The sequence below is a fragment of the Alcanivorax sp. genome (assembly GCF_017794965.1).
GTDB lineage: Bacteria > Pseudomonadota > Gammaproteobacteria > Pseudomonadales > Alcanivoracaceae > Alcanivorax.
In genome coordinates, this window is sequence record NZ_CP051240.1 from 1,586,737 (window position 1) to 1,600,158 (window position 13,422).

The 13,422-nt window shown below is 58.2% G+C and carries 13 protein-coding genes; 9 read left to right on the top strand and 4 right to left on the bottom strand.

Going from position 1 to position 13,422, the window contains the following annotated elements; genetic code table 11:
• Positions 1 to 32: 32 nt before the first annotated feature.
• Together HF945_RS07055 and HF945_RS07060 are read left to right on the top strand one after the other, a co-directional pair.
• The gene (locus HF945_RS07055; protein WP_290525038.1) at positions 33 to 887 is read left to right on the top strand and encodes a fructosamine kinase family protein; all 855 of its coding nucleotides are present in this window, start codon (positions 33 to 35) and stop codon (positions 885 to 887) included.
• A 19-nt stretch (positions 888 to 906) separates the two neighbouring features.
• Entirely contained in the window at positions 907 to 2,022 is a 1,116-nt protein-coding gene (locus tag HF945_RS07060; RefSeq protein WP_290525039.1) for a 4-phosphoerythronate dehydrogenase, read from the top strand.
• On the opposite strand, the gene HF945_RS07065 is transcribed toward HF945_RS07060, so the two are convergent.
• Positions 1,997 to 2,179 (bottom strand): PA1571 family protein, encoded by a 183-nt coding sequence (locus HF945_RS07065; RefSeq protein ID WP_290525040.1) that lies wholly within the window; start codon positions 2,177 to 2,179, stop codon positions 1,997 to 1,999. The genes HF945_RS07060 and HF945_RS07065 overlap by 26 nt on opposite strands.
• Positions 2,180 to 2,271: 92 nt before the next feature.
• Between HF945_RS07065 and HF945_RS07070 the strand changes: the two genes are divergently transcribed.
• On the top strand, positions 2,272 to 3,414 hold the full coding sequence (locus HF945_RS07070; RefSeq protein WP_290525041.1) for an ATP-NAD kinase family protein: 1,143 nt from the start codon (positions 2,272 to 2,274) through the stop codon (positions 3,412 to 3,414).
• A gap of 144 nt (positions 3,415 to 3,558) precedes the next feature.
• On the opposite strand, the gene htpX is transcribed toward HF945_RS07070, so the two are convergent.
• On the bottom strand, positions 3,559 to 4,446 hold the full coding sequence (gene htpX / locus HF945_RS07075) for a protease HtpX (RefSeq protein ID WP_290525042.1): 888 nt from the start codon (positions 4,444 to 4,446) through the stop codon (positions 3,559 to 3,561).
• Between the two features lie 109 nt (positions 4,447 to 4,555).
• Between htpX and HF945_RS07080 the strand changes: the two genes are divergently transcribed.
• Complete coding sequence (locus tag HF945_RS07080) at positions 4,556 to 5,491, top strand: class I SAM-dependent methyltransferase (protein ID WP_290525043.1); 936 nt, start codon at positions 4,556 to 4,558, stop codon at positions 5,489 to 5,491.
• 236 nt (positions 5,492 to 5,727) lie between these two features.
• On the opposite strand, the gene HF945_RS07085 is transcribed toward HF945_RS07080, so the two are convergent.
• Both HF945_RS07085 and HF945_RS07090 read right to left on the bottom strand, forming a co-directional pair.
• Entirely contained in the window at positions 5,728 to 6,237 is a 510-nt protein-coding gene (locus tag HF945_RS07085; RefSeq protein WP_290525044.1) for a hypothetical protein, read from the bottom strand.
• Between the two features lie 32 nt (positions 6,238 to 6,269).
• Complete coding sequence (locus tag HF945_RS07090; RefSeq protein ID WP_290525045.1) at positions 6,270 to 7,499, bottom strand: pyridoxal phosphate-dependent aminotransferase; 1,230 nt, start codon at positions 7,497 to 7,499, stop codon at positions 6,270 to 6,272.
• A gap of 156 nt (positions 7,500 to 7,655) precedes the next feature.
• On the opposite strand from HF945_RS07090, the gene HF945_RS07095 reads away from it, so the two are divergent.
• From HF945_RS07095 to djlA, 5 genes are all read left to right on the top strand, one after another.
• On the top strand, positions 7,656 to 8,324 hold the full coding sequence (locus HF945_RS07095) for a DNA-3-methyladenine glycosylase I (protein ID WP_290525046.1): 669 nt from the start codon (positions 7,656 to 7,658) through the stop codon (positions 8,322 to 8,324).
• 427 nt (positions 8,325 to 8,751) lie between these two features.
• Positions 8,752 to 10,665, top strand: a complete 1,914-nt coding sequence (locus HF945_RS07100; protein WP_290525047.1) for a cytochrome c/FTR1 family iron permease — start codon at positions 8,752 to 8,754, stop codon at positions 10,663 to 10,665.
• Positions 10,666 to 10,783: 118 nt separating this feature from the next.
• Positions 10,784 to 11,695 carry an NAD(P)-dependent oxidoreductase gene (locus HF945_RS07105; RefSeq protein ID WP_290525048.1) on the top strand — a complete coding sequence of 304 codons (912 nt, stop codon included), beginning with the start codon at positions 10,784 to 10,786 and terminating at the stop codon, positions 11,693 to 11,695.
• Positions 11,695 to 12,471 (top strand): hydroxypyruvate isomerase, encoded by a 777-nt coding sequence (hyi, locus tag HF945_RS07110; RefSeq protein WP_290525049.1) that lies wholly within the window; start codon positions 11,695 to 11,697, stop codon positions 12,469 to 12,471. The genes HF945_RS07105 and hyi overlap by 1 nt, the downstream gene beginning before the upstream one ends.
• Positions 12,472 to 12,520: 49 nt before the next feature.
• Positions 12,521 to 13,357, top strand: a complete 837-nt coding sequence (djlA, locus tag HF945_RS07115; RefSeq protein ID WP_290525050.1) for a co-chaperone DjlA — start codon at positions 12,521 to 12,523, stop codon at positions 13,355 to 13,357.
• Positions 13,358 to 13,422 lie beyond the last annotated feature (65 nt).

Sequence of the window (13,422 nt, forward strand, 5' to 3'; positions counted from 1 at the left end):
CAATTATTCGCATAGGGAGAGTACGGTAGCGCATGGATGTAGAGCAAATTCTGGAAAGTGCCCTGGCGCAAACAGGGGTTGAGGGGCCGTTTCAATTTTCAGCAACCGGGGGAGGGGATACGGCAATCTCGGTGAAGATTGCAACGAAAAAACGGCATCTGTTCGCTAAATTACATGAAAATGCGGACATTCTTAAGAAAGAGGCGGCTGGGTTAGGGGCCTTGTCGGCCTTCGTTCTGGTGCCGAGTGTGGCGTTTTGCGGTCAAATCAATGGAACAGGGGTGTTGCTGATGGCCTTTGTGCCGATCTCGCCCCCTGTCACCCGGGAGGATTGGCAAGAACTTGGCGACGCCCTGGCGCAACTACACACACGCAGCCGGCGCGAGGGACCTTACGGCTTCGATCATGATAATTTCATTGGCGCCATGCCCCAGCGCAATCAGGAAATGTCTGCCTGGCGGGCATTTTTTGTGCGCCAGCGACTTGCGCCGCAATTGGCCATGGCCAGTGACTTGTCGCCCGCCGTACGAGAGAGGGTGGCTGCCGTAATGACCGACATTGACCGGTTTCTGCCCGAGGCGCCACCAGCGGCGCTGCTCCATGGTGATCTGTGGTCCGGAAACCTTGGGCTCAACAGCGGGGCGCCCGTCTTTTACGATCCTGCCTGTTATTATGGTGATCCGCAGGTGGATCTGGCCATGATGGCCCTGTTTGGGAAGGTGCCCGACAATTTTTATATGGCTTACCAGGGACGATTGCCCAATAGCCAAGAGCGGCTATCCTGGGGCGTTTATGATCTTTACCACCTGTTGAATCACTACAACCTGTTTGGTGCTGGCTACGCCGATGCGGTGGGCCGGATTGCCGACCAGCTGTTGAAATACTGAGCTGGAGTTGTCTCTCGAGATGAAAATCATTGCTGATGCCAATATGCCGGGTCTTGACGCTTTTGCAGCGCATGGCGAGTTGCAAAGGGTGGAGGGGCGTCAGATCAACCCGCAGACGGTGGCGGATGCGGATGTCTTGTTGGTTCGATCCGTGACCAGGGTGGATGCGACACTACTGGCAAACAGTCCGGTGCGCTTTGTGGGCTCCGCCACTATTGGAACGGACCATGTGGATCGCGCCTGGCTGGCTGACACCGGCAGAGTGTTTGCCCATGCGCCGGGCTGTAATGCCCGTGCGGTAGCGGAATATGTGCTGCAGGCCCTGTTGTTGGCCTGCCAGTCCCGTGGCCGGCCGGCCCGGGGGCTGACGGCGGCCGTAATTGGGATGGGCAATGTGGGTAGTCGGGTTGCCCAGTGGTTATCCGCGTTGGGGCTGTCCGTCAGGTGTTGTGATCCGCCTTTGCAAGTCACCGGCAAGGCGCTGGGATTTCCCGGTGAGCCGCTTGATGCGCTGCTGGACAGTGATGTCCTGACTCTGCATGTGCCACTCACGGCGAGCGGTGCCCATCCCACCCTGCATCTACTGGATGAACGGCGCCTTGCGGCTATGGGGCCGGAGCGGATTCTGATCAATACCTGCCGTGGTCCCGTGGTGGATAATCAGGCGTTGGAACAACTGCTGCGTGCCGGTAAGGGGCCATTAAGTGTGCTGGATGTATGGGAAACTGAGCCCTTGGTGCCGGCGCGGCTGTTGTCTTTGGTGGAGCAGGGTAGTCCCCACATTGCAGGTTACAGTGTTCAGGGCAAGTTGAACGGCACGCGAAGGGTGTATGACGCTTTTTGCCAGTGGCTGAATGTGCCTCCACTTGTCGCTGCCGACCAGACGGTGTTGCCACCGCTGGAAAAGGATGTGGAGAGTGAGGAGGACTTGCTGGCCCTTTTGCAGGCTGCTTACTGCCTGCCCGAGGATGATCGCCGTCTCAAGGAGAGCCTGGAGGAGGCGAACCCGGCGGCGGCGTTTGATCAGTTGAGAAAGCAGTATCCGCTGCGCCAGGAAATGCATTGCCGGGACTGGCAAGGCAAGGCCAGTCCCGAGTTTGAGCCGATACTTAACGCGTTGTTTGCGCAGGAGTAGGCTGACTGCGCTGCGGCAACGGGTAATGCCACTCACGGGCCAGATTTTCGCAGGCACGTTGAATCATGGCTTCTGTGATAGGGATTTCCCGCCCCTGATCATCAATCACTGCGGCGCCGTTGAATTGGGTATTGGGCTGCTGGCTATTCATGTTCATGGCTGATGGCCCTCGACTGATTCACAATACATATGGTTGCCTGACCTCGTGTAGTCAGCAACGCCATTTTTGTTTCCGGATATGACCCTTTTATGAAAGACGCAGAAACCCTTGTTGTCGGCGTACTGGTGAATCCCTATGCCGGGATTGGCGGCAGTGTGGCCCTGAAGGGCAGTGATGGTGCGAACACCCGTGAAGAGGCCCTGCGCCGGGGTGCCACCCAGCAGGCGCCAGCCCGCATGACGCGTGCCCTGGCGTCTCTTGCCGGGCTTGGGAACGTGAAGCTGTTCACCTGGGCGGGAGCCATGGGGGAGCAAAGTTGTGTGGAGGCCGGCCTGCCCTGTGAGGTGGTAGGTGAATCCTCCATGCCCAGCAGCCCGGATGACACGCGCATGGCGGCCAAAGCGTTGCAGCAGGCTGGCGTGGAGCTGCTTCTGTTTGCCGGTGGCGATGGCACGGCACGGGATCTGGTAGATGCGGTTGGCTTATCCTTGCCGGTGCTGGGCGTGCCGGCCGGTTGCAAGATGCATTCAGCGGTCTATGCGGTTAATCCTGAAGCGGCAGGCGGCCTGCTCCATGAACTGGCCACTGGTCATCTGGTCGCCTTGCAACATGCGGAAGTCCGCGATATTGACGAAGAGGCGTTTCGGCGGGGAGAAGTGCGAGCCAGGCACTATGGTGAACTTCAGGTACCCGCAGAGGCTCGTTATCTTCAGCAGGTGAAATGTGGTGGCCGTGAAGTGGAAGATCTCGTGGTCACGGAAGTGGCCGCCTGGGTGGCCGATGCCATGGAGGACGACACCTGGTACCTGATGGGGTCCGGTTCCACTGTGGCCCTGGTGATGGAGCAGCTTGGTCTGGAGAACACGCTGCTGGGTGTGGATGCGGTCTTCAATCACGAAGTGGTCGCTGCGGATCTGGGAGCAACGGAATTAATGGACTTGATCGGGGATCAGCCGGCCAGAGCGGTGATTACGGTGATCGGTGGGCAGGGGCACCTGTTTGGCCGGGGTAATCAGCAATTCAGCCCTGAACTGATTCGCCGACTGGGCAAGGAGAATGTGCAGATCCTTGCCACGCGCACCAAACTCAACACCCTGGAGGGCCGCCCATTGCTGGTGGACACCGGCGATGCGGCACTGGATGCCTCTCTGTGCGGGTTATGGCCGGTGACGACAGGCTATGAGGACCAGATTTTGTATCGGGTGGCCACTGACGGATCAGTTAACAGTTAACAGTGAATAGTGAACAGCGGCGCGCGCCGGGTTTGTTGTTAACAGAAACGAACGAGGCCGCGCCCAGAGTCTGGACGCGGCCTCTTACGCTTAAATCCGGTATATCCAGGATCGCGCCGCTGTTCACTGTTAACTATTCATTGTTCACTGCTTCTGCAGGGCGCGAATGCGATCATCCAGCGGCGGGTGGGAGGAGAACAGGGCTTTCATGCCTTGCTTCAGGCCCGAGTTGATACCGAAGGCCACCAGGGTGTCTGGCATCTGGTTTGGCACTTCGTATTCGGCCTTGAGACGCTGCAGGGCGGCGATCATGCTGTTGCGATCCGCCAGGTTGGCACCGGCCTCGTCGGCACGGTATTCCCGGAAGCGGGAGAACCACATGACGATGGCACTGGCTGCAATCCCGAAGATGATCTCGGCCACAATGACCACAATGTAATAGCCAAAACCCAAGCCACCGCCGCCATCACGGCGCATGAAACTGTCCACGGCATAGCCCACTACCCGTGCGGCAAAGATGACAAAGGTGTTCACTACCCCCTGGATCAGGCTCAGGGTCACCATGTCGCCGTTGGCCACATGGCCGATTTCATGAGCCAGTACCGCTCGGGCCTCTTCCGGGCGAAACCGTTGCAGCAATCCCTGTGAAACGGCCACCAGAGCATCATTACGGTTCCAGCCGGTTGCGAAGGCGTTGGATTGCTGGGCGGGAAAAATGCCCACCTCTGGCGTCTTGATACCTGCCTTCTGTGACAGTTCTTCCACCGTTTCCAGCAACCAGCGCTCCGCTGGAGTAGAGGGCTCCTTGATCACCTTGACCCTGGCAGACCACTTGGCCATTGGCTTGGAAATGAACAGGGAAATCAACGAGCCTGCAAACCCGAAGACTGCACTGAAGATTAGCAGGCTGGTCAGATCAAGACCGCCGCCGCTCTGGGCGAAATAGGTGTTTACCCCGAGCAGGCTCAGGGTAATGCTGGCGACAACAATGACCGCCAGGTTGGTAAGAAGATAAAGCGCGATGCGCATCATCGTTGGTTTTCTCCGTGTATATGGGATCTCTGATAATGGGGGCGAGGCGAGCGGGTACAAGGTATGCGATACTTCGCATCCTTTTGTTGGCCCGATCGAACTGCACGTTATGCCCGCTTCCCCTCTTTCAGACCTGTTGTCCCCTTATCTGGTTCCCGGTGAAACCGCAAAAATCCGTTATTTCCACGGTCGTGGCAAGACGGTGCCGGAGCTCGAATGGCTCACCGTTGACCGTTTTCCGCCGGTGCTGGTGGCCACTGTGTTCCGGGAGCAGGATGCGGCCACCCTGGACGCACTGAGAGACTGTCTTCGTCAGGCCATGGTCGGGCTGCAGTGCTCGTCGCTGGTGATTCAGCACCGCTATGATGGCAAGGCAGACAATGAGCGGGTATGTGGTGATTTGCCTGATGACGTGGTGGCCCTGGAGCAGGGATTGCGCTACAAGCTTGATTTTCAGCGTGGCCAGAACCTGGGATTCTTTGCCGATATGGCAGAAGGTCGGCAGTGGATTCGCGAGCGCGCTGAGGGCAAGAAGGTGCTCAACCTGTTCAGTTTTACCTGCAGCTTTTCCGTGGCGGCCCTGGCCGGTGGCGCTGAATCGGTGGTGAATATCGACCTTTCCGATGCGGCACTCACCCTGGGCAAGCAGAACCATGCGCTGAATGGGTTCCAGCAAGCGAAGGTGCATTATCTGCCCCACAACATCTTCCGCAGCTGGAAGAAGCTGCACAGCCTGGGCCGTTACGACATCATTGTCATCGATCCTCCCAGTGCCCAGAAGGGCAGTTTCATGGTGGAGAAGGATTACCCGAAGGTGCTGCGCAAGTTGCACAAGTTACTGGCCCCGGAAGCAGAGATTCTCGCCTGCGTGAATGCCCCCTGGCTGGACTACGACTGGCTGGAGAAGTGCGTGGCGGTCAATCTGCCGGGTGCGGAGAAGGTGTCACGTCTGCCGGGCGCTGCAGGCTTTGACGAGGCAGGTGAGCCGGCCCTGAAGACCATCCATTACCGCTACACCCGTCCTGAAGAACTTGATAACGGTTGAGCAAGGCTGTGGCAGGAGCACCTCTTGAGGTACTCCAAGAGTGGGGGTGTCGTCGGGCGGATGAGTTGAAAGTTTAAAGTTCAAAGTTGAAACGCGAAGCAAGGTTGAGCGAGGCTTTCTTGTGATTTGCTTCGCGCTGTTAAGTCTTGTACGCGGGCACGGCCCAAGATGATACGAAAAGCCATTCCGCGCTTTTCAACTTTGGACTTTGAACTTTCAACTGAGCCCTGCAGAATTTATAACCATTCCTCATCGCTGCCCGGACTTTCCGGTTTGATCAGTTCGGCGAACTCTTCCGCGGGGACCGGTTGTGGCTGCCGTGATAGCAAATATCGCACAACGGCGGTGGTGCGAACGGAATCCTGCGCACGGATGGCTTGCATAAACTGTTCAGCCAGCGTGGCTTTTTCGTGTTGCACCGTGGGCGGGAGTTGCGGGTCGGTGTTGTCCAGCCGCAAGTCACTCAGTGCCGTGAGCAGCACAAACGCCTTGTTGGTGAGTACCGCCTGTTCCAGCCCTTCATGAAAGATGGTGGCGTCGTAGCGGATGAAGCCTTCATCCGCCAGCCAGATCATGGCGCCCAGACAGGCCATGTGTCGGTGACTATGCAGCCCCACATCATCCACTTCCGTGGGGCCGATGATGTCCTCCACATACAACGCCCCGGGACGGGGGAAGGTCGTGTAGGCCTGCATCAGAATGCGGGCTACGTCATGGCTGAAATCATCAATGTGGAGATGGGACATAAAATCAGTTAACAGTTAACAGTGAAAAAACGCTATTTTTTGCGGACCCGGTCCAGGTAGCGGGCGATGCGGCCGATGGAATCTTCCAGATCATCCACCCGTGGCAGGAACACCACCCGGAAATGATCCGGGTCAGGCCAGTTAAAGGCCGTGCCCTGAACGATCAGGACCTTCTCTTCGCGGAGCAGATCCAGAGCGAAGGCTTCGTCGTCCTCGAACGGAAATACCTTGGGATCCAGTTTCGGAAACAGGTACAGGGCTGACTTGGGCTTTACGCAGCTGACGCCGGGGATGGAATCCAGCATTTCCCAGGCGATATCCCGCTGGCGGCCGAGACGGCCGGTGGGCAATACCAGATCGTCAATGCTCTGATAGCCGCCCAGTGCCGTCTGGATAGCATGCTGGCTTGGCACGTTGGCACACAGTCGCATGCTGGCCAGCATGTCCAGCCCTTCGATATAGCTTTCAGCACGGTGCTTGGCGCCGGAAATTACCATCCAGCCGGCACGGAAACCGGCCGCGCGATAGTTCTTGGACAGCCCGTTAAAGGTGATGAACAGCAAATCATCAGCCATGGAGGCAATGGAGGTGTGCTCTTCACCGTCATAGAGAATCTTGTCGTAGATCTCGTCGGCAAACACGATCAGGTTGTTTTCCCGGGCAATTTGCAGCAGCTCCCGCAGCATGGCCGGTTCATAATTGGCGCCGGTGGGGTTGTTCGGATTGATGATGACCAGCGCCTTGGTGTTTTCATTGACCTTGGCTCGAATGTCTTCCAGGGAAGGCTGCCAGTCCTGTTGCTCGTCGCACAGGTAATGTACCGGGGTGCCGCCAGAGAGGCGTACGGAAGCGGTCCACAGCGGATAGTCCGGCGCGGGTAGCAGGACTTCATCGCCTGGATTGAGCAGCGCCTGCATGGCCATGACAATCAGTTCGGACACCCCGTTACCGATGATGACGTCGTCCACTGTCACGCCGTCGATACCCTTGGTCTGGGTATATTGCATTACGGCCTTTCGTGCAGGGAAGAGCCCCTTGGAATGGCAATAACCGGTGGACTCGGGCAGGTTGGCGATCACGTCCTGCAGCAGCTCTTCCGGGGCATCAAAGCCGAATGGCGCCGGGTTGCCGATATTCAGCTTGATCACCCGGTGGCCCTCATCTTCCAGACGATGCGCCTCACGCAACACCGGGCCACGGATGTCATAGCAGACACCCTTGAGTTTGTCGGATTTGGTGACGTGGTACTGATCGCTGCTCATGCGCTTCCCATGGTTTGTGCAAGTGTGATGCAAGTAGGCCAAACAGCGATTCTACAACGCTGCTAAAATACTGTATACGCAGCCCGGAAGTTTGATCCATGGTCGCTTGTGGGTAGTGGGTGCCCGTTCAGGGATAAATGGAAAACGGAGTAGTGCATGACCCCCTTCAAGGACCTTCTTTCCCTTGCGGTAAATCGCAAGGGGAGCCTGAAAATGGTAAAGGCCCAATTACCTGACGTGGCAGATGCCGAGACGCTGAGAAGCCGGGATGATTCCTGGTACCTGTCAGTGATGACCCGCCGTATCTTCCGTGCCGGGCTCAATCACTCTCTGGTGGACAGCAAATGGCCGGCTTTTGAGCAGGCCTTCTTTGGTTTTGACCCCGAGAAGCTGGTGTTGATGCCTGACAGCATGCTCGATGAGCGCATGCAGGATACCCGGTTGATCCGACACTGGGGCAAGATGAAAGCGATCCGCCATAACGCCCAGTTTGTGAGGGACCTTGCTGAAGAATACGGCAGCGTTGGGGAGTGGCTTGCTGGCTGGCCCGCCGAAGATACGGTGGGGATGTGGATGCTGCTCAAGAAGCGGGGCAAGCAGCTTGGCGGCAACTCCGGTGCGGCCTTTCTGCGTATGACAGGACGGGATACCTGGTACCCCACCAATGATGTGGTGGCGGCGTTGAAGGCCCAGAACATCATCGACAAACCGCCGGCCAGTCAGCGTGATCAGCGGGCGGCGCAGCAGGCTTTCAACCAATGGCAACAACAAAGTGGTTGGCCCCAGGCGCATATCAGCAAGGTGTTGGCCTTTACCATCGGTTAGGGAGTCTCTGAATAACCCCTTGCGCAGCCTGCGGAGCATAAATACCTGGCGTGGCCTGAACGGGGCCCCCGGGTCTTTCAGGCTGATACGCTCAGGTTGTTGCCTGTGCTTGAAGGTATGAGCCTCAACAGGCAACCCGCATGCCTTCAAAAGCCCCCCCCTCTTTACCTTGGCCGCGGGGGTGAATCAGCCTGAAAGAAGGTTCATTGCGGATTTGAGGGAATAGCTCGCAGCACGACCCATGCCGTAGGAGCAACTTCCCGCAATTGCGCGATGAACTTGAAACAATGGGCATGCAAGGCGTTATTCAGAACCTGTCTGGCGCCTTAACTGCGGGAAAGTTGTCCTGGGACAAGGTTTTGGCCTTGCAGGGCAGGGTGGTCAAAATGATAATGAGTCGCCTTATCAGTACCCGATTGGATTTCCCATGTTGTCACTTTCCCTCCAAGGGCGCCTTTTTTTCGCCCTGATTCTTCTTTTTTGCTCCATCCAGTCCGCCAATGCCAATGAGCAGACCGCCCTGGTTCAGCTGGTGGAATACGTGGGTGCGGATTACGTCAATGCGGTGTCAGAGGGTGAGATTGTCAGTGCCGCTGAATTTGCCGAGATGGAAGAGTTCTCCGCGTTGCTGGTGGAAGGGGTCGCTGGCCTGCCTGACGCCAACGGCAAAGCCCGGTTGACGTCACAGGCGGAGAGCCTGAAGCAGGCGGTTAGCCAGCGTGCCGCAGTGTCGGTGATCAAGTCACTGGCGCAGTCCATTCGGGCATCGCTGGTTGAGGTGTATGGCATTCCGGTGAGTCCGGCCCAGTCTCCGGACAGGGCGGCGGCTGCCAGCCTTTATCAGGCACAATGTGCAGCCTGTCATGGCCAGAACGGAGCCGGTGACGGGCCTGCCGGTGTGGCGCTTGAGCCTGCACCGACAGACTTTACCGAGCGGACTCGTTATAACGGCCGCTCATTGCTGGGCCTGTTTACCACGATCACACAGGGTGTGGATGGCACCGGCATGGCGGCCTATGAATCACAGCTAACCGAGCAACAGCGCTGGGGCCTGGCGTTCTATGTGGGAGGGATGGCTGTGGACGATGAGCTGTCTGAGGCCGGTGAGCACGCTTACCAGTCCGTACCCGGTCTTGAAGCCGCGCTGACACTGGATAGCCTGGTGGCACAGGCACCGGAGGATGTGCTCGATAACAGCGGTTCCCAGGCCTATGCCGCCCTGGGCTATCTGCGAGCCAACCCTGATGTGCTGTTCAGCAAGAACCGATTCGTGTCGCTGAGCCATGCCCGGTTGGACGCCGCCGATAGTGCTTATCAGCAGGGTGAGAGAGGTGCTGCAAGATCCGCTGCCCTGTCTGCGTATCTGGACGGGTTTGAAATGATTGAGCAGCAAATTGCTGCCGTGGATCCTGAGTTGATGCGCCAGGCTGAGGCGCGCTTTATGGCGGTGAGAGAGGCCATTGACCGTGATCACGGTGCTGAAGCGGTTTCCCGAGCTGTGGCGCAAGCCCATCAAGCCCTTGATCAGGCTGCGGCCGTTCTGGAGGGGGACGGGTTGAGTCCGGTTGCCACGCTGTCAGCCAGTTTCTTCATTCTGTTCCGCGAAGGTCTGGAAGCCTTGCTGGTGGTGGCGGCCTTGCTCACCTTTACCCGCAAGGCCAATGCCCGTCAGGCAACGCGTCATGTGCACCTGGGGTGGATCGCCGCGCTGGTGGCCGGTGGCCTGACCTGGTATGTGGCCAGCACCCTGGTGACATTCAGTGGTGCTTCCCGGGAAATGACGGAAGGGATTGCGGGGGTTGTGGCTGCGCTGATCCTGTTTTATGTGGGCTTCTGGATGCACAGCAACAGCAACAGCCAGAAATGGCTGGGCTATATCCGCAGCAAGGTGGATGATGCGCTGGGCAAGGGAACGGTGTGGGCGTTGACCTTTGTGTCGTTTATTTCGGTGTATCGGGAAATCTTTGAAACCATCCTGTTCTATCAGGCGCTGTGGAGCCAGGTTACGGTACAGACCAAGCCGTTTCTTTTTTACGGTATTGCCGCCGCCGTGGCGGCCCTTGCCGTGGTCTGTGTGCTGTTTTTCCGTATTGGCATGAAGCTCCCGCTCAGCCTGTTTTTCCGTACCACCAGCATCGTGCTGCTGGTGCTGTCGGTGATTCTGCTTGGCAAAGGCATTGCCGCCTTGCAAGAAGCCGGCGTAATCAGTGCTTTCTACCTGAATGTGCCTACCATCGACTGGTTGGGGCTGTATCCCACTATGCAGGGGGTGGCCGCCCAGGTCATTGCGGTCATGCTGGGTTGCGTACTGTGGATGCGAGGCCAACGCCACTCAGGCTGAGAGGCAAGCATCGACACAGGTAATGGCGGAATGATTTAATTCCTGCACCCGACGGCAGGGCTGACATGGTCCTGCCGTTGCTGTTTTGTTGAACCCGTGCGGAGCAGGACCCACTGCCATGTCATCACCTCTCTCTCTCTGTTTCCTCGGTGTCGGCCTGATGGGGGCGCCCATGGTGGAGCGTCTGCTGAAGGCCGGTTTCGATCTCTCCCTTTGGAATCGCACTGCAACGAAGATGGATCCTTTCTCCGGGCGGGCCCATATCGCCAGCTCTCCCGCTCAGGCCGTCGCTGGTGCCGATGTGGTGATCACCATGCTGGAGAATGGCGACATTGTGGATCAGGTGCTTTATGGCAGCGGTGCCCTCAGTCACCTTGCCAGGGGTGCACTGGTGATCGATATGAGCTCCATCCAGCCCGGCCAGGCCCGCCAGCATGCCAGCCAGGTGAAAAACCTGGGAGGCGACTATCTGGATGCGCCGGTATCCGGCGGTACAAGAGGGGCTGAATCAGGCACTTTGTCGATCATGGCTGGGGGAGAAGAGGCCGCATTCGATCGGGCTCGGGCGGTATTCGAGGCCATGGGCAAGGCGACCCATATCGGACCGGTGGGGAGTGGCCAGCTGGCCAAGCTCGCCAATCAGGCCATTGTGGGCATCACCATTGGAGCGGTATCCGAAGCCCTGTTACTGGCAGCCCGGGGCGGAGCCCGGCCCGACAGGGTGCGTGAAGCCCTGCTGGGTGGCTTTGCCGGTAGCAAGATTCTCGAACAACACGGGGAACGTATGTTGCAGCGTAATTTCACTCCGGGGGCCCCTGCGCGGATCCAGCTCAAGGATCTGCGAATGATTCTGGATGAAGCACGGGCCGAAGGTCTGAGCCTGCCGCTGAGTCAACGGGTCTTCGAGCAATACCGTGGTTTGCTGGCCAGTGGCCATGGGGAAGTGGACCACAGCGGCCTGTTGCTGGAACTGGAGCGCCTCAATGGCGTCGAACTGGAGAGCGCCATAACCGACCACGAGGACCTGTGATGCCCCGTTTTGCAGCCAACCTGTCCATGCTGTTTACGGAGCTGCCTTTTATGGACAGGTTCGCGGCGGCGTCCAAAGCGGGCTTCAAGGGCGTGGAGTTTCTGTTTCCCTATGCCTGGAATGAGGCCGAGCTGGACGCACAGTTGATTGAACACGATCTGCAGCAGGTGCTTTTCAACCTGCCACCCGGTGATTGGGAGAAGGGGGAGCGTGGCATTGCCTGTCTGCCGGACCGGGTTGAGGAATTCCATGAAGGGGTATTCGAGGCGTTGGCGTATGCTCGCCAGTTACGTTGTACGAGAATCAACTGTCTTGCCGGCCTGAAACCGGACACCGTGCCTGATGCGGTTGCTTTCGAAACGCTGGTCAGCAATCTCCGGTTTGCCGCCGATATCCTGGCACCAGAGGGCATTACACTGACGCTGGAGGCGATCAATTCCCGAGTGGACATGCCCGGGTTTCTTGTGGACCGTTCCGACGCTGCCGTGGCCGCGATAGAGGCTGCCGGGCGTGAGAATATTCGCCTCCAATTCGATATTTACCACATGCAGATCATGGAAGGGGACCTGTGCCGTTCCCTTTCACGATTGTGTCCCCATATAGGACATATCCAGTTTGCCGATAACCCGGGCCGCCATGAGCCGGGCACAGGGGAAATCTGCTTCGAGAACCTGTTTCGCCATATCGACACACTGGACTACGACGGCTGGGTGAGTGCGGAATATCGCCCGCAAGTCGATACGCTTTCCAGCCTGGGCTGGCTCACACGCCGCTGATGCACTGTATCGCCTGCGGCTGACATTCATTCAAGGTAACGGATTCGCAATGCAATTCAATTGGGGTGGCAAGATCATTCTGGGCCTGCTGGGTATGTTGGTAGGTGGGCCTGTCGGACTGGGTATCGGTCTGTTGATCGGCCACATGCTGGACCGGGGGGCAGAGCAGGTGCGCAGCTTCAATCCCTTCCGTCCCTATGGTCCCGGAGAGCAGGCATCGGTTCACAAGGCCCTGTTTGACACGGTATTTGCTGTAATGGGGCATCTGGCCAAGGCCGATGGCCGCGTCAGTGAGGACGAGATTGCCCAGGCCCGGGCGGTGATGGACCGCATGCAGCTTGATGATGAGCAACGCAAGGCGGCCATCGGGCTTTTCAATGAAGGCAAAGCGGCAGATTTCCCCCTGGAGGCGACCATCCAGCGGTTTGCGGCCTCGGTGCGGCATCGCAAACAGCTAATCCTGGTGTTTCTGGAAATTCTGCTGCAGATCGCGCTGGCAGACGGCACCTTGCACAAGGAAGAGGAGGCGATTCTGCTCAAGGTTGCCGAGGGCCTTGGGGTACCGCCCCAGCAATTTCGCCAGATTCTCAACATGTTGCTGGCCCAGGCCCAGTTCAGCACCGGGGCTGGCGCCGGTGGACACCAACAGCGTACGGCTGGTCCGTCCAGACCTTCACTTTCACAGGCCTTCCAGGTCCTTGGGGTTAGTGAGTCTGCGTCCAATCAGGAGATCAAGAAGGCCTATCGAAAGCTGATGAGCGAACATCACCCGGACAAACTGTCTGCCCGGGGCGTGCCTGACGAGATGATTCGGTTGGCCACGGAAAAGACCGCGGAGATCAGTAAGGCCTACGAAATGATCAAGGAGCATCGCGGCTTTCGTTAACGATCCTGTCTCGGGACCGAAAACAGCGAGACACGAGTTGCGATAACCCGCTGCTATGGGTTTGG